Below are 18079 nucleotides of genomic sequence, written 5' to 3' on the forward strand. Positions count from 1 at the left end.
CTTTAGAAATTGTGCTTTCATAAAAGCAACTATATACTTTGTTAACCGATATAAACAAAGATGAGTAAAAAAGAAGTGATAATATATACGGATGGGGCGTGTTCTGGTAATCCTGGAGCGGGAGGATGGGCAGCTATCATATTATTTCAAGATTACAGAAAAGACATTTATGGTAGAGAAGAAAATACCACAAACAATAAAATGGAGTTAACAGCGGTGATCAATGGGCTGAAAGTATTGAAATTTTCTTGTAATATTAATTTATATACGGATAGTCTTTATGTTAAGCATGGCATAACAGAATGGATAAATAAGTGGAAAATGAATGGCTGGAAAACAAGTAATAAAAAATCAGTAAAAAATATGGAATTGTGGAAAGAGCTAGACAACGTTGCTTCACAACACGAAATTGATTGGAAGTGGGTTAAAGCACACAGTGGCGATAAGTATAATGAGGAGGCTGATAGTTTAGCAAGAAAAGCAATAATCGATGCTTAAAAAAATTACTATATTATTTTCCGTAGCTTTATTATTCATATTGTGCTTCTTTATTTTTTTTAAGCCTTTAGAAATCAATATTAATTATATTGATTTTTATGTTAAACATAAAATATCAAAAATATTTGTTGGCTCAAGCGTTAATATGGAGAATACCTCAGTTGTTTGGCAGAAAGATGGCAAAGATCCGTATTTAGTCATTACGGATTTGGCAATAGCAAACCCTAATTTTACTATAAAAGTTCCTGAGCTTTTTGTACATTTTAAGTTAAGTTCCTTATTTAAAGCTAGCACAAATCTCTCTCAGGTTTCAGCTGATAATGTGCATGTATGTATCAAGAGAGAAGAAACTAATGTTAATCCGCAAAACTCATTAGACCTTTTGGATAATCATTATTTAAGTAGTAACCGCCTTCCTTCGGTGTCATTCCAGCGCGTGACGCTGGAATCTAGAAAAAAAGAAACAAGTAGTCAAGCTACTTGGATGACAAGGACGAGTGCTGGGATGACAGGAAAAAAAGATACTGGGATGACAGGGAAGAATTTCAAGATGACAGAAAGTAGTGCAAAAAATCTATTAAAAACAATAAGGGAATTTTTTTTTGACTTAAATGCGGATTCAAAAATTGAATTTACTAACATCGCTATTGATAAAAGCACAGAAGATGAATTTTTTATTGATAAATTATATATAGGGAAGGGGGAAGATTTTAATGTTTTAGATATTCATGTGAATACAAAAGATGGAAAGGGATTTTTGGATGATTTATCAATTACGATAAAAAATCGCAACAATTTGCTAAATGTGTACGGGACATTTTATGATCTAAAATTGGGACTATTGAGCAAGTTTTCTACATTAGTTAAAAGCTACAATTTGGACAAAAATATAGGATTCAAAGGAAGCTTCTCAGTGAAAATTAATAAAAAGGATGAAATTGTAGATGGAAATATATACGTATTGAATACAGAAAATTATTTGAACAAAAATTTGGCCTTAACTAATGTAAATATAAATTTAACATATAGTGATGGAATTATTAGTGTAAAAAACTTCCATTTTAAGTTAAATGACACGTATCTCTCTTTGATAGGCAAAATGAACTTTAGTACAAGTCATGCTTTGCTTAGAATTAATATTAGTAAGTTTGCTGCAAAGGATTTATGTACTTATATACCAGATAGTGTAGTAAATAGTAAATTTAAAAGCTGGTATTGTGATAATATTGATGGGGATGTTTTAAATACCATTGTAAGTTTCAATGGCAAAATTAACAATTTGGTTGATGACGATCTGTCAGACATTGTAATTGTTGCTGATATAGAAAACGGTAGCGTAAAATTTGATGAAGATTTTGAGCAAGTAAAGGAATTAAAGGGTGATTTGATCATCAAGAATAACGATCTTGAAATTACTGTAAATAGCGCTAAGTTTCAGAATTTCACTGTTAATGGTGGTGATATTGAAATGAAATCTCTAAATAAGGAAGATTCAGTTCTAACCATTAATGGCAAAGCTGTAAGTGATGCGTATGGTTTATATGAGCCTATAAGATTTAAGCTGGATGATGTGGTGAAGGTTGAAAGGGATAAAGTAAGTGGAATGGCAAAATCCGTATTTAATTTTCGCATTTTTAATCTAAATGCTGATGACAAAAAAGTAGACTTCTCAGCAAATTTTCATTCTGAAATTGACAATTTGGCCGTCTATAATGCAAGTCTTGGTAAATATGATATTAAGCTTAGTTTTGGCAGTGACTTTATAGATTTAAATGGTAGTGGTATGGTGAATAACACACAGCTATTATTTGACCTGAAAAGTAGCAATAGGAATGAAAGTTTCGCCTGGAATTTGACCGGAGATTTACCCGCTCAAATATTTAATTTTGATAGTGGCTATGTCAGTGCAAATTTAGAGTCAGTGATAAATCAAGATAAGACGGGGTATGTTAATGGTGATATAGATTTATCAGAATTTGAATCACATTCAAGCTACTTAGGGTGGAAAAATCGCTTTGAAGATCACAATAAAATTTTGTTTTCTACAAGGTTAAAAGGAGCAGGTGAATTGTTAGTAGATAAATTAGACATTGTAGGAAATGACCTAGATATAAAATTCAGCGGAAGAGTAGAAAATGGAAATTTATATTTAAATTCTAGTAGCTTTAAATTGCCTGATAATGATTTTAGTATAGAAATTGAATCAGGTAAGGAGAAAAATGCCATAACTATTTATGGTGAGGAAATTAACTTAAGTGATATTTTAGGCTTGCTTGGCAAAAACAGTAATGGATTAAATAAAGATATAGAGATTAGTATGAATGTTGACAATGTAATTATGAAAGAAGGCATCGTTATCAAAAATGCTAAGCTGAATGTAACCTGTACTAAAGGTAATTGCAATGGAAGTCAATTTACAGGGCAGTTTCTGGAAGATAGCAGCAACATACTAGCAGAATACAGTGGAATAGGGCTCGAAATATATGCGGATAATTCAGGTATGCTTTTGCGTTCCTTAGGCATTAGTAAATCAATTAAAAACGGCAAATTGTCTTTTTATCTCTCTCCTCAGAGAGAAAGTGGAGAACATTATGGTACGTTATCCATTAGCAATTTCTACATCAAAGATGCTCCACTACTTACTACTTTATTGTCGATGTCTTCATTGCCTGGCATTGTAAATGCCATAAAAAATGAAGGTGTATACTTTTACAAATGTAATGCACCTTTTTCATACAAAGATGGCACTATTGAAATTGAAGAATCTTGGCTTGAAGGGGCGGAGTTAGGTATTAGCACTGGTGGTAAGCTCGATATTAGAAATTATAAATTCCAGGTTGCAGGACAAGTAATACCAGCATATTTAATTAATAAATCTTTGTTAAAAATTCCTATAATTGGAAAACTTCTTACTGGTGGGAAAAGTAGGGGAATCGTTTCAATAGACTATAAAGCAAGTGGTGATGACAAAAACAATAACGTATCTGTTGATCTTATCTCTTCGCTAACTCCAAACCTATTAAAGAGGTTATTGGGAGTGTTTGATCGCATTATGACAAAAACTAACGAAAGTGGCTTAAAAGGTGGTGTGAAAAAGAAATTTGGTTCGATATGACCAAAAGGGAAGTTATTTAACAAAATTATGGACAAAAATGCAAGAATTTCAGAATGATCTACCTGGTTTTTTATTTAGTTGTTTAAGTAATACCACTCCCTTTAACCTCTCTATATTTGCTGAACAACTAAAAAGGGTAGGGGGGTGGTTGTAAATTGTATCTGTTCAGCAGAGTGGCAAAATAAGGTAGACGAGAAAAGACAACTATAGGAACAAATGGGTGTCATGCCAGTGCGTGACACTGGTTTCCATCCAAAAGGGTGTCATTCCAGTGTCAGCTACTTTCATGACATCGTTTACTATGTGCCATATTGTAATGTTCGTACAGTTGTGGAATGAATCGCGGTATGACGTGTTGCTTGGGTCAGCTATAGTATAAATATACTAGGGGTTATAGTTTTCTTATGCTGCCTTTTTGTTATTAGACAACCACAATATAAAGGAGTGAAACGGATGCAAACAGTAGTGCATTTCTGCACCAAACGTATTACCTTTAACGAATAGTAAAATGTGAGATTTTTTGGAACTACCGTGGAGCAATTGCTCCACGGTTTCATTCTACTTAGAATCCACCCATGCCACTCATTTCTCCTGCACCCATAGGAGATGAAGCATTTTCTTTGCTTGGTACATCAACTATCATAGATTCAGTAGTTATCAGCACACTCGCAACAGATACCGCTGTTTCAAAAGCAATACGCACCACTTTTGCTGGATCAATCACACCAGCTGTAAATGCATTAGCGTAATTCATAGCCTCAACGTTGTATATAAGCTCTTTATCATTCTGCTTAATCAAATAGTCAATTATAACAGCAGATTCAAGACCAGCATTTTTGACTAACCTTCTAATTGGAGCACTGAGAACTTTCTTGATAATGTTTATGCCTATTTGTTCCTCGTCACTTGCACCTTTTAATTTGTCGAGAACAGATGAAGCATAAAGAAGCGCAACCCCACCACCTGGAACTATACCTTCTTCAATTGCAGCTCTTGTTGCATGCAGCGCATCTTCGACTCTATCTCTACGTTCTTTAACTTCCACTTCAGTTGCTCCACCAACTTTGAGCACAGCAACGCCACCTGATAATTTCGCTAAACGTTCTCTTAGCTTTTCTTTATCATAATCAGAAGTTGAAGTTTCAATTTGAGATTTAATCTGCTCGATTCTAGCTTTCACACTGTCAGAATCGCTATTTTCGCTGACAACTGTGGTATTATCTTTAGTAATTTTAACATTTTTAGCCGTACCAAGATCATCAAGCGTGAGATCTTCCATCTTGATTCCAAGTTCATCTTTTATGACGTACTTAGCACCAGTTAAAGTTGCTATGTCTTCGAGCATCTCCTTTCTTCTGTCACCAAAACCTGGAGCTTTTACTGCAGCAACTTTTAAACCACCACGCAATTTATTGATAACTAAAGTGCTTAATGCTTCACCTTCGATATCCTCTGCAATAATAACCAAAGGTTTACCAGATTTAACAATAGCTTCAAGAATAGGAAGTAAAGGTTGAATAATATTTAATTTTTTCTCTGTAATTAATAGATAAGGATTATCAAGCTCCACGATCATTTTTTCATTATTTGTAATAAAATACGGAGAGAGATAACCGCGATCAAATTGCATGCCAGTAGTCAGCTCAACTTCTAACTCTTTTGAACCTTTACTCTCTTCAACAGTTATTACACCCTCTTTTCCAACTTTTTTCACGGAATCAGCGATACTGTTACCTATATCCTTATCACCATTTGCAGAGATTATTGCAACTTGTGCCACTTCGTCTATTTTCTCTAGAGAAATTGTACGAGACATTGACGCAATTTCCTTTAATATTACATCTTTTGCCTTCTGTATTCCGTTTTTAATACCAACACGATCGTTTCCAGCAGCAATTGATTTTGAAGCTTCCATTATCATGTTGCTAGTTAGTATTGAGCACGTTGTTGTACCATCACCAACTTTATCGTTACATTGAGAACAACTCTGTGCAAAGATGCTTGCTATCGCAGCGTTTAATGGTTTTTCAGGCTTGATACCCTTCATCACCTTATAACCATCTTTTGTAATTTCTGGTGCTCCATAGGGCTTATTAATCCCTACTGTTTTTCCTCTAGGTCCTGCAGTTATTGCTACCGTTGAATCCACTATTGCTGCAACTTCACGAAAGGCTTCTTGCAACTGCTCACCTGATACTACTACATTAGTCATTTTTATCACCTCTTGTTAATAAAAAATTTAGAAAACTATAATAAAATCATTTACAATGCGCTATGTTGCGCTTTGTTTCAGTTTAGTAAAATAAAGACTGCTACTTAATGACAGCAAGTATATCGGACTCTTTCATCACGATAAGCTTCTCATTATTATGTTCTATTTCTGTACCAGCCCATTGGCGATAGAACACTTTATCACCAGCTTTCACAGTTAAAGTTACGCGTTCGCCACTTGAATTGCGTGAACCTTCACCAATTGCTATAACTTCACCTTTAGTAGGTTTCTTTTCAGCACTTGATGGAAGCACAATTCCACCTTGCTTTTCTTCGCTAATAGGCTTGATCAGCACGCTATCATCTAATACATTTAAACTTATACTTGACATTTGTTTTTCCTCATCAACAAATTAACTTATGAGTTTATATATATATACTCGTAAGTTAGATTTCAAGGGCTGGAGCTTGTAAAATATGCACGCCATTATAAAATATGCACGCCAAAAGCAGTTTCTAAAAGAGCCTAATGTTATATAATAAAATTTAGATTTATTTATAGAGATTTCATGAGTTATATACCATTTTTAAGTCGTGGTGTGATAGTGCTATATGGGCCTGACACTAGAGATTTTCTGCAGGGTATTATAACCAATGATATTAATAAGTTGGATAGCCAAAAAGCCATTTACTCTTTATTGCTTAGCCCTCAGGGAAAATATCTATATGATTTTTTTCTTATTGAATATGGTAAATACACCCTCTTGGAGTGCGAAAACATGCACTTGCAGCAAATAATCGAGAAACTAGATTTACTTAAAACTTATTTGAGGGTAAAGATTAAAGACGTTAGTGCACTATATAAGGTTGGGGTTTTGTTTAATACTAAGTTGGCGGAGTGTAGTAGTAAGTCACAAGTTATTTTTCAAGATCCAAGGCACAAGCTGCTAGGAATGAGGATCATACATAAAGATGAAATGAAAGAGCCGGTTGGGGATTTTACTCAGTATGAAAAAGTCAGAATTCAAAATCTCGTTCCAGATGGAGCGAAAGATATGGTGCAGAATTCATCGTTTCCGCTGCAATTTTTAATCGATAAAGTAAACGGTATAAGCTTTAATAAGGGGTGTTATATAGGTCAGGAAGTTGTAAATCGAATGAGCAGACAAGAAATATTCAGAAGAAAACTTTACCTTGTTGAGGGGGATAACGCACTTCCAGATATTGGCACTAAAGTGACAAATGAAAACAATGAGGAAATAGGGGAACTGCGCTCTAGTGTAGACAACATTGGATTTGCATTGCTTAATACTGGAAAGAGCCATGCAAATTTATATGCTGGTGGGGTCAAGTGCGTTAAGACGTTGAAGTCTTAATGTCTTCACAACATTTCTGGGTTTTTACCTATATAAGCTGAAACGCGCTTATAAGTCGTTTAAGACAGTATAGTACGCCAATTTGCAGGATTAGAGAGTGACAACTAGCTAACACGGGGTTTCTTTTGCCTTTTTTTCTGCTTAGTAAATTTCTTAAACATTTGCAGCGTAGGTTAGTTGCATTCAAAAGCAGCTAAATTGCAGTGTTTAAGACTTAAAAACGCCAATACTGAAAATAGACAATGACTAGGGTTTCTTTTGCCTTTTTTTTCATTTGGTAAATTTTTTAATGTTTATGGCTAAACGACAACCGTCATCCCGCTGCTTGTTAGCGGGATCTCTTGTTAGCGCCGCGGCGGTATGACGGTTCGTGGCGGCGTGACGATAAGCTCGTCATCCCGCTGCTTGTTAGCGGGATCTAGAGATACCGCGAATGAATCGCGGTATGACGGTTCGTGGCGGCGTGACGATAAGCTCGTCATCCCACTGCTTGTTAGCGGGATCTAGAGATACCGCGAATGAATCGCGGTATGACGGTTCGCGGCGGTATGACGGTTCGCAGTGGCATGACGATAAGCTCGTCATCCCGCTACTTGTTAGCGGCTAAGAGATACCGCGAATGAATCGCGGTATGACGGTTAAGTAGGGTGTCATCCCAGTGTCACGCACTGGGATGACATTATAGGAGCACTGGGATGACACCCTCTTGGATGGAAATCAGTGTCAGATAATTTCATGACACCAGTTGTTGTAAACTCACTTTTTCTCGATTTTTTGGTTTATCTTGTCTACCTATTTTGCCACTCTGCTGAACAGATACACTCAACTTATGGTCAATACATCTTCTATTAAAAATTGTACAAATTCATTGCCATTCCAGTAATTCATAGAGATTTTACCCAAAATAGCTTTAACATTACCCTGCATGATAGCAGAGCCAAGATGAGTATTTGCAGAACGAAATGCAATAGCTCTTACCATAACATTATCATCAGCAATAAAACATTTTATATGGTCAACTCCTATAACTTCAGGCTTTCTTATCTTTGCTCCTTGGATAATAAACCTTGGTTCAGGATTTCCAACTCCAAATGGTCCCAAGCGTTGCAGTTGGTTCCACAGAGATAAGTTTATTGCTTTAGCAGTTACTATACTATCAGCTTTTAAAGTTTTCTCATTTATAGAGTTTGAAAATCTTTCAGTAAAAAAATCATGCAAATCATTTATTTTGTCTTCTTTAATTGAAAATCCTGCCGCCATACTATGGCCACCACCTTCAATAATCAAATTTATAAACTTTGCGGAAAGGACTGCAGCACCGATATCAACTCCCAAAATTGATCTACAGCTTGCTTTTCCTATTCCATTATTTAAAGATATCACTACTGTTGGCAAGTGAAACTGCTCCTTTAGCCTTGATGCAATTATACCAATTATTCCCTGGTGCCAATTGCCACTTATCATTATAAAATTCGCACCTGATTGGGCAGACTTTTCCGCTTGTGCTGTAGCTTCCAAGAGAGCCTCATTTTCTAACACTTTTCTTGCATTATTCAAATCTATTAATTTTAGCGCGATTGAATGTGCCTCTTCATCATCGGTGGAAAGCAACCTTGCACCAAGCGATGCTTCTCCAATTCTTCCTCCAGCATTTATGCATGGCCCAATACTAAACCCTAATCGAGAAACACTTGGTTTTTCAAGGATTCCCAAAGCATCAAATAAAACACGCAAGCCAACGTTTTTTCTTGTTGACATAACTTTTAATCCTTGTGAGACAAGTGCTCTATTGAGGCCTGTGATCTGCATAACATCACAGACAGTTCCCAGGGCAACCAAATCCAACAGATCAAATAAATCTGGTTCTTTTTTGTTGGTAAAAAATCCTTGCTCACGTAGGCTTTTATTAAGAGCAACAATTAGCAGAAATGACACTCCAACTGCTGCTAGGTTATTATAAGGAGAGCTCTCATCAAGGCGGTTTGGATTCACAACTGCTACGGCGCTTGGTAATTTTTCCGTACCAAGGTGATGGTCAACAACTATAATATCAAGACCAAAAGCCTTTGCATCTTCTATTGGTTGATATGCAAGCGTACCACAATCAACGGAAATACATAAATCAATTCCATTCTTTTTAAGTTGTAATAAAGCATCTGTGTTTAATCCATAACCCTCATCAACACGATCTGGAATGTAGATTATAGAGTGTATATCGATTGCTCTCAGGTACCTGTTAATCAATGCTGACGACGTTGCACCATCAACATCATAGTCACCAAATATTGCAAGGTTTTCATCATTTTTTATTGCCCGTATTATACGAGAAACAGCTTTATCCATATCAAGAAGGTGAAAGGGATCTGGTAATAGCGATCTGATTAGTGGATATAAGAAGTCGCTTGCATTTTCTATGTTAACACCACGAGTAACCAATATTCTTGCTAATATTTCTGGTAACTCAAATCTCTGTGTAAGGGTTAAGATTTGCCTTTGATCTGCTTCTTGCAACTTCCACAATGCATTTGTTATGCTGCGCTTTTCAATTTCAAGTAGCATATTCTTTCTTTGTAAATAAAACTACTTTACCAGAATTTTTAAGCTTGTTCTATAATTGTATTAGACTTCTGCATAACCTAAACTAAGTAGAAAAAAGGTATCATCTAAGTAGCTGACACTGGTCTCCATCCAAGAGGGCAGTAGCCCCTTCGGTGTCATTCCAGCGCGTGACCAGGTCTTTTTAGCTATCATAGGATGACAGAAGCAGACACTCCACTTTGTCGTTCCAGTGCCTCCTTTTTTTGTCATTCCAGTGCCTTGACTATTTGGATCCAGGAAAAAGAATGGTGTCATCCCAGTGCCCCTATGATGTCATCCAAGTAGCCTCCCTCTCCTGTCATCCCAGTGCTCCTTTTTTTGTCATCCGAGTAGCTGACACTGGGATCCAGGAATTTTATTAAGTTGGTAAGCATAAAAGTGTTATGTAAAATACAACGTTCTTGATGGGATTGCGTGAAATGCTGGATCCCAGTGTCTGGGCACTGGGATGACAAAGGAGGACAGTGTCAGCTACTCGGATGACAAAAAAAGGAGCACTGGGATGACATCATCCTTTTTTTGGGGTTCCAGCGTCACGCGCTACCTTCCGTATAAATATTAAAAAATTTACCAAATGAAAAAAAAGGCAAAAGAAGCCCCGTGGTTGGCTAATTACTTACATTATACTTTCAAGTATGGCGTTTTTTTATTCTAAACGCTTAATAACCGCGATTTAGTTGCTTTTAAGCCGCAACTAATCTAAATTATAAACATTAAGAAATTTACTAAACAGAAAAAAAGGCAAAAGAAACCCTAGGGTAGCTAGTTATTCACTATCCATTTTTTAAATCGGCGTTTTTTGATGTTTTAAATGCTTTATAAGCGCATTTCAGCTTATATTAGGTAAAAACTTAGAAATTTTATAAAGACATAAGGTGCACATAGTGCAAAAAATTAAACATGGGACGCCAGATACGTGAGTTTTTTTGTCATTTAATCTGTACAGAGAAGATAAATAAATAGCTTCAGTTTCATGATAAGGGGGCTGGCGGAGTTTGTCAAGGAAGTTTTTTTTGTTTCTATGGGTCAGTTGGTACGCGCTTTGCCTTTTAACAGATGTAAAAGCACAATTATTACGAACAACATTCCACCAACAACTGATATAGCGCCACCTATAATGAAGCACGTGCGTGCTAACATTGACGAAATACTTGGCAGATCTGCAACCTTCCTTAAAGCACCATATCCACCAAGCCACACAAGGCCAGTGATATGGAGAAAATGCCCTATACTGTAGGCATAAATCTGTAATCTTACCATGGAACTTTTTATCTCTTTAAAGTTTAATTTAGGTAACATCCAGTAGACAAAATTCATAAAAGCTATAGTGATACCAACTACAGAACCGTGATAATGAGCAGGAATCGTGACATTACCTTCAATAGTCAACACTCCGAGCACATCTCCATAAGTGAACAACAAAAATGAATGTAATAAATAGTTGCTTTTATCATTAATAAAAGTTCTGATGTTGTAGCACACTAATATTATCAAAAAGCACGGCAAAACTGCTCCAGCAATCCTCATATGCCAAGTAAAAAACTGTATTAACTTGGCACTATCAACTGGATAAACAAAATATACAAACGGTGCGCCTACAGCTAAAATCGTGTTTATAAATAGTGGTAAAATAGTAATTTTATTGTTTGAAGCTAAACTAATATCATTGGAACTTAGCATTATTAAATAGACTAAAAACATTCCTTGAGTAAAAGCAAACTGCAATAAATGTCCGCCTCCCCAAAAGAGATATTCGTAAAATAAATTATTATCTGAGTGATATAGACCTGGAGGCATATTATTATATGCTAAAACAAAGCAAAGAAATGACGATACAAGTATAATAACTAGCCCAATTTGCCCAACAGAGAGAAATGAAACCTCTTTTTTTGATGTGTATGCTAGCATTGTATTTACTAATATACTGGCAATAAATAAACTGAGTCCAAGTAAAAATAATTTGTTTTGTAATACGGGAATATAGTTACTTTTGATAACTTCAGTGTTTGGAACGAATGCGGATATAAACATGAGCAGCATCGAAAGGGTTGATAGAACCCATGAAAAGTTAAACCAACTATTGGTATTTTGTAGGTTTATGATAAAGAGCAGAGATATTATAGAGCACATCCACACTAAAATTGACAAGTTCACGTGTATTACCAGCGCATTATCAAAAATATATTGTGCAGAAGGAACAAGAGAGGAGATAAAAGGCAATCGTAGAAAAATAACAATTATTGACAGTAACCCAGAGCAAGCAAGAGCACATACTGCCAAGAACATCCATTTTCTACAGAGCGGAGCGTTGTCTTGTATATTAAGCACAATCTTTTTTCTCAATTTTGTTCAATACAATATATAACACTGCAATAATACCTAAAACATAGCAATAGTATACGTGTGGCACGACTGCCAAAGGTGAAACTCCAGCAATAGTGCTAGCCAAAAGCAATTGAGCGCCATACGGTATTAATCCTTGAAATACACAAGAAAATATGCCTAGCCATGCTGCACTATAGTGAGGCGGTATTTCATATTTCTTAGCAATATCTCTAGCAATTTCACCACTAAAAATTATAGCGATGGTGTTATTTGCAAGTAAAATATCAAATATGCTGACTATTTTTGCAATAAATAATTGCGCAGTTTTTTGTCCACCACGTTGTATCATAACCCAAGATGAAAGTTTATCTGCAAGCTCCTTAGAATTTTTACCTACCAGTCCTGAAAGCCCGCCAACCATCAATGACAGTAGCATAATTTCATGCATACTCATAAACCCTTTGGTGATGTTTTGGCTTAAAAACAATAAACCATGATTGTTGTTATTTATAAATCCAATGATTCCAGCAAAAGTTATGCTTAAAACCAATGCCGTAAATACATTTATTCCAAAGTTTGCAAGCAATATAAGTATTATGTAAGGAGTCACAAGCAATAAAGAATACTCCTTAACTGAAATAGCAGCACTATTGCTTGAGCTATAAAATAATATAATTATTGTGAATATAGAAGCAATTAGTGCCACTTTTGCATTCAGTTTTAATTTTTTCTTTATATCAGCCTTTTGAGACATCACAGATGCAATTGTAGTATCAGAGATAATAGATAAATTGTCGCCAAACATTGCTCCTCCTACAACGGTTGCAACTCCTAAGGAAGGAGAAATCCCAGCTTGTGTCAGTTCAACTGCAATAGGAGCAATTGTTGCAATGGTGCCCATTGATGTACCAATAGCAGTGGAGATGAAAGCTGCTACAAAAAATAATCCTATGAGTAAAAATTGTGTTGGTATAAATGAAAGAGCCAAATTAACTGTGGCATCAGCACTACTGATTGCTTTAGTTACTTCACTGAATGCACCTGCAAGTAAGAAAATGATACACATAGTGATAATATTACGATCTCTTACCCCATCTAGAAAGGCATACATTTTTTCTTCAGTATTGCCCTTGTATAAAACCCAACCCAGAGCTATGGCAGGAACAATGGCTACCAGTGGAGATAACTGATAAAAAGCATTTGACACGCCAAGAATAGTAAAATATATACCACTTCCTACAAAAAGAAATAGGAACAGTAAAATAGGCAAAAAATTTGTAAGATAAAACATACCTCTACTCCAGCTCTGATAAACGCAAATCAACTATGATATGATTTATATTATTATAAACCACAGTTAGCACCTTGACCAAGGTTTTTCTAGAAAGCAATCTACCAGAAAAGGTTTCCATGAAAAGGACTATTATAATATATCATCTACTTGAATAAAACTGGGAGATAGAATAAGTAAAAAATATGAATGACATAACAACAAAGCAAGTCATATCCTTATGGAATGCACAAGCTGGTAGATTCTTGCCGGATAAAAGAGAAATGGAGATTGATAATATTTTCTTAATCTAATGCTTCAATGTTTCCGATATAGGAAAAGTATCATCTTTATTTTCTATAGAGGAAGGCACACTATTTTGATTATCATCACCATTAATTGGAGTAGTAGGGTGCATTAAAGCAACTTTCATAACTTCATCAATATTCTTAGCAAAAACTACGTTGATCCCTTCTTTGATGCTTGCCGGAATTTCTTGCATATCTTTCTCATTTTCACTTGGTATAATCACAGTTTTGATTGATCCTCTGAGCGCTGCAAGCAATTTTTCTCTCAAGCCCCCGATAGCTAAAACTCTACCACGCAATGTCACTTCGCCTGTCATAGCAACATTTTTGTTAACTGGTATATTTGTCATAAGAGAAACAATAGACGTACATACCGCGCCGCCAGCAGAAGGGCCATCTTTTGGTACAGCACCCTCAGGTACATGCAAATGTATATCATTATTTTGGAATTTTTCGGGCTTTATACCAAAAAACAAACAATTTGATCGAATATAACTATACGCAGCTTTTATAGATTCTTGCATAACCTCTCCAAGCTTTCCTGTGTATTTTATTTCTCCCTTGCCCGGAATTAGGACTGATTCTATCATCAAAATATCACCACCTGTTTCAGTATAGGCGAGCCCAGTTACTATTCCTACTAAACTCTCATTTTCCGCAATGCCAAAGGTATATTTACGTACCCCTAAATAATCTTGTAAATTGTCAACCCCTACGGATATTTTCTTATTTTTATCAGTCAATATTTCTTTAACTGCCTTTCTCATGAGCTTTGCAAGCTCCCTTTCCATACTCCGCACACCACTTTCACGTGTATATAAACGTATCAACTCGTATAACGCCTCATTAGTTATGTCCCATTCCTTCTGATACAAACCATGCTCCTTCTTTAACTTCGGAATAAGGTGGTGTGTAGCAATACTGATTTTTTCATCTTCAGTATACCCGGACAATTGTATAATTTCCATCCTATCACGCAAAGGATGTGGTAAATTTAAGCTGTTTGCCGTAGCTACAAACATTACACTTGAAAGATCAAACTCAACTTCCAAGTAATGATCCGTAAAGTGTTTATTGTGCTCAGTATCTAAAACCTCAAGTAATGCAGACGCAGGATCGCCACGCGAATCAGAACCCATCTTATCTATTTCATCAAGCAGAAAAAGCGGGTTGCATGAATTAGCTTTTTTCATGTGTTGAATGATTTTACCAGGCATTGAGCCAATATAAGTTTTCCTATGCCCTCGTATCTCAGACTCATCACGCACACCACCAAGAGCTATGCGAACAAAATCTCTTCCTACTGCTCTTGCCATAGACTTAGCTAAAGAAGTTTTACCAACACCTGGCGGTCCAACTAAGCAAAGTATAGGACCTTTTATCTCTTTTACTCTTTTTAATACCGCTAAAAATTCTATTATTCTATCTTTTACTTTCTCTATGCCATAATGATTTTCATCTAAGATTTTCTTAGCTGCATTTAAGTTAATTTTTGCATCTTTGTACTTTCCCCATGGCAACTCAAGCAACCAATGCAAGTAACTAGATATAACTGTAGCTTCAGGAGAAATGGGATTCATTTTCTTGTATCTCTTCAAATCAGTTATAGCTTTCTCTCTTGCTTCCTGAGAAAGCTTTGTTTCATTTATCTTTTTTTCAAATTCATTGAGTATATTCCCTTCATCACCATTCTCAAATTCGCCTAATTCTTTCTGTATAGCTTTCAATTGCTCGTTAAGGTAGTAAACTTTCTGAGTGCTTTCAACTTGCGATTTAATTGTCTTATATAAACGGTTTTGTGCGTTCAAAATACTCATTTCTCTCTCAATAAAAGCAAAAGCTTTTTTTAAACGCTCTTCTGGGTCATAAGCCTCAAGTATACTTTGTTTATCTGATACTTTTATATTTAAATGTGAAGCTACCGTGTCTACAAGTTGATCAACTTCTTTGATTTGATCAATGGAGTTAATGGCAACCTCGGGTTGATTTTTCTTGTTTAGCTTACACCAGCTATCGAACGCGTCTACAACAGACCGCCTTAAAGCTTCTAAATCAATATTGTCTTCATCTTCTTTATAATAATTGTCTAACTCTACCCTGGCTTGTAATAAAGTATGAGAGCTAATATATTCTACAACTCTTCCCCTTCTTATCCCCCGGATTATAACTTTTACTGCATTGTCAGGTAATTTTATTAACGGTTGTACAATGCTTGCTAACACACCTACTTCATAAAGATCTTCAGGCTCTGGATTATCAACAGAGCCATCTTTCTGTGCTACAAGAAAAATCTCATTTTGGTGATTACTACTACTTATTGCATACTCTAGTGCATTAACAGATTTTTCTCTGCCTATGAATAAAGGCACCATTATATTTGGAAAAATTACTACATCTCTTAAAGGTAATACTGGCAATGCAGTAAAACTAGAGCTTACAGCACGTTCAATGTTCATAATATATGCCTCAAATTAATCATTAACCGTTATAACATTGCCATTGTTATTATGATTAACCGTTGCTTTTCCTAATTCTACCATTTTCTTAGTGATTACTATAGTGCTACCTTCAAAGCCTCCGTTTCCCGATGTATACATAATGTCAAGCAAAAGTGACTCCAAGATAGCACGTAACATTCTTGCACCTGTTTTGTAGCTTATAGCCTTTTTAGCAATAGCTGATATTGCTTCATCTGAAAACTCAAGGTTTACTTTGCTAAACGCAAGCAATGCTTTGTACTGTTTTATTAGTGCATTCCTTGGCTCTGTCAACACATGTATTAAATCTTCATGATCCAGCTCATCTAAAACAGCAGTTATTGGAACCCGCCCTACAAATTCGGGTATTAAACCGAATTTGATTAAATCTTCAGGTTGAACATCATGTAAAGCATTCTTTTTCTTTTGCTCTTTAGACTGACTTATATCTGCTCCAAAGCCAACTGACGTTCCCTTTTTTCTCGCTTCAATAATTTTATCGAGGCCTTCAAAAGCTCCTCCACAAATAAACAGTATGTTACTAGTATCCACTTGTATAAACTCTTGTTGTGGGTGTTTTCGCCCTCCTTGTGGCGGAACATAAGCAACTGTACCCTCCATAATCTTAAGCAGAGCTTGCTGGACCCCTTCACCTGAAACGTCACGGGTTATTGAAGTGCTTTCAGATTTTCTTGTAATTTTGTCTATTTCATCTATAAACACTATACCACGCTGTGCTTTTACAACGTCATAATTTGCAGCTTGTAATAAACGCGACAACACGCTTTCTACATCATCACCCACATAACCTGCCTCAGTTAAAGTTGTCGCATCAGCCATAGCAAATGGCACATCTGAAACTTTAGCAAGTGTTTTGGCTAGCAAAGTCTTACCAGAACCAGTGGGACCAATAAGCATTATATTTGACTTCTCGATTTCAATATCACTTATAGCATGAAATTGTACCATGGATTGACAATGGTTATACATAGCTACAGATAAAACGTGTTGCGCGTGTTCTTGACCTACAACATGCTTGCTGAGAAAGTTTTTTATATCCTCAGGTTTCTTTAGTAATAGCTTCATATCAGATATACGATCTGAATTAAAAGATCTATCTTTCTTTTGACTTATTGCTTTATGGGATAATTCTATGCACTCATTACAAATAAACACCTTTAAACCATCCGAAGAGTTAGTAATCAATTTATCTACTTCATCTTGCGCCTTGTTGCAAAAAGAACAGTAGTGTAAATCATTATTGTTATCCATTAACCCACCTTTTGTTTAACTTTAATATTTTCAATTTCAATATCTGTACGCTCAGCTATCACCCTGTCAATTAAGCCAATTTTCCTTGCTTCTTCAGGATCCATGAATTTATCTCTTTCCATCATTCCTTCAATTTTCTTCAGTGAATTTCCAGTATGTTTTTCATAAATTTGATTTAGTTTTTTCTTAACCCGCAAAATTTCATTAGCATGTATTTCTATATCAGTTGCTTGACCATGATAACCACCAGATGGCTGATGTATCATAATTCTTGAATGAGGTAGAGAGTAGCGCTTACCTTTTGTACCAGCTGCAAGCAATAAAGAACCCATAGACGCAGCTTGACCTATACATAAAGTTGAAACGTCTGGGTTTATATACTGCATTGTATCGTAGATCGACAAACCAGCAGTTACAACACCACCTGGTGAGTTGATGTACATACAAATGTCTTTATCGGGATTTTCCGATTCTAAAAATAAAAGCTGTGCTACTATTACACTGGCCATATTGTCTTCAATAGGACCTGTTACAAAAATTATTCTTTCTTTCACTAGTCTTGAATATATGTCATAAGCGCGCTCACCGCGACTAGTTTGTTCAACTACAATTGGTATAAGAGTCATACC

At 35.8% G+C, this 18079-nt stretch carries 12 protein-coding genes; 4 read left to right on the forward strand and 8 right to left on the reverse strand.

Annotated features, from left to right (window positions below; translation table 11 throughout):
• Positions 1-60: 60 nt before the first annotated feature.
• Together rnhA and ACJZL3_RS02170 are read left to right on the forward strand one after the other, a co-directional pair.
• Positions 61-498, forward strand: coding sequence for a ribonuclease HI (gene rnhA, locus ACJZL3_RS02165; protein ID WP_010082655.1), 438 nt, complete (start codon positions 61-63; stop codon positions 496-498).
• The gene (locus ACJZL3_RS02170; protein WP_010962501.1) at positions 491-3613 is read left to right on the forward strand and encodes an AsmA-like C-terminal domain-containing protein; all 3123 of its coding nucleotides are present in this window, start codon (positions 491-493) and stop codon (positions 3611-3613) included. Before rnhA ends, ACJZL3_RS02170 begins: the two co-directional genes overlap by 8 nt.
• Before the next feature lie 562 nt (positions 3614-4175).
• Here ACJZL3_RS02170 and groL read toward each other — a convergent pair.
• Both groL and ACJZL3_RS02180 read right to left on the reverse strand, forming a co-directional pair.
• Positions 4176-5825, reverse strand: coding sequence for a chaperonin GroEL (gene groL, locus ACJZL3_RS02175; RefSeq protein WP_010962503.1), 1650 nt, complete (start codon positions 5823-5825; stop codon positions 4176-4178).
• Between the two features lie 100 nt (positions 5826-5925).
• Positions 5926-6207, reverse strand: coding sequence for a co-chaperone GroES (locus tag ACJZL3_RS02180; protein ID WP_173862895.1), 282 nt, complete (start codon positions 6205-6207; stop codon positions 5926-5928).
• A gap of 186 nt (positions 6208-6393) precedes the next feature.
• Here ACJZL3_RS02180 and ACJZL3_RS02185 point away from each other — a divergent pair, with 186 nt between their 5' ends.
• Positions 6394-7200, forward strand: coding sequence for a YgfZ/GcvT domain-containing protein (locus ACJZL3_RS02185; protein ID WP_010962504.1), 807 nt, complete (start codon positions 6394-6396; stop codon positions 7198-7200).
• An 822-nt stretch (positions 7201-8022) separates the two neighbouring features.
• Here ACJZL3_RS02185 and recJ read toward each other — a convergent pair.
• Complete coding sequence (recJ, locus tag ACJZL3_RS02190) at positions 8023-9759, reverse strand: single-stranded-DNA-specific exonuclease RecJ (protein WP_419198887.1); 1737 nt, start codon at positions 9757-9759, stop codon at positions 8023-8025.
• Between the two features lie 195 nt (positions 9760-9954).
• Between recJ and ACJZL3_RS02195 the strand changes: the two genes are divergently transcribed.
• Complete coding sequence (locus ACJZL3_RS02195) at positions 9955-10083, forward strand: hypothetical protein (protein WP_419198888.1); 129 nt, start codon at positions 9955-9957, stop codon at positions 10081-10083.
• A gap of 741 nt (positions 10084-10824) precedes the next feature.
• On the opposite strand, the gene ACJZL3_RS02200 is transcribed toward ACJZL3_RS02195, so the two are convergent.
• The 5 genes from ACJZL3_RS02200 to clpP form a co-directional block, all read right to left on the reverse strand.
• Positions 10825-12084, reverse strand: a complete 1260-nt coding sequence (locus ACJZL3_RS02200) for a cbb3-type cytochrome c oxidase subunit I (protein ID WP_010962509.1) — start codon at positions 12082-12084, stop codon at positions 10825-10827.
• Between the two features lie 34 nt (positions 12085-12118).
• Complete coding sequence (locus ACJZL3_RS02205; protein WP_419198889.1) at positions 12119-13414, reverse strand: Na+/H+ antiporter NhaC family protein; 1296 nt, start codon at positions 13412-13414, stop codon at positions 12119-12121.
• A 289-nt stretch (positions 13415-13703) separates the two neighbouring features.
• Positions 13704-16157, reverse strand: a complete 2454-nt coding sequence (lon, locus tag ACJZL3_RS02210; RefSeq protein ID WP_138264758.1) for an endopeptidase La — start codon at positions 16155-16157, stop codon at positions 13704-13706.
• 15 nt (positions 16158-16172) lie between these two features.
• A complete protein-coding gene (clpX, locus tag ACJZL3_RS02215) occupies positions 16173-17450 on the reverse strand; it encodes an ATP-dependent Clp protease ATP-binding subunit ClpX (protein ID WP_006279985.1) in 1278 nt (425 codons plus the stop codon).
• Complete coding sequence (gene clpP, locus ACJZL3_RS02220; RefSeq protein WP_006280254.1) at positions 17450-18076, reverse strand: ATP-dependent Clp endopeptidase proteolytic subunit ClpP; 627 nt, start codon at positions 18074-18076, stop codon at positions 17450-17452. Before clpP ends, clpX begins: the two co-directional genes overlap by 1 nt.
• Positions 18077-18079 lie beyond the last annotated feature (3 nt).

The organism is Wolbachia endosymbiont of Rhagoletis cingulata, assembly GCF_048537655.1.
In the GTDB taxonomy this organism is placed as follows: Bacteria; Pseudomonadota; Alphaproteobacteria; order Rickettsiales; family Anaplasmataceae; genus Wolbachia; species Wolbachia pipientis.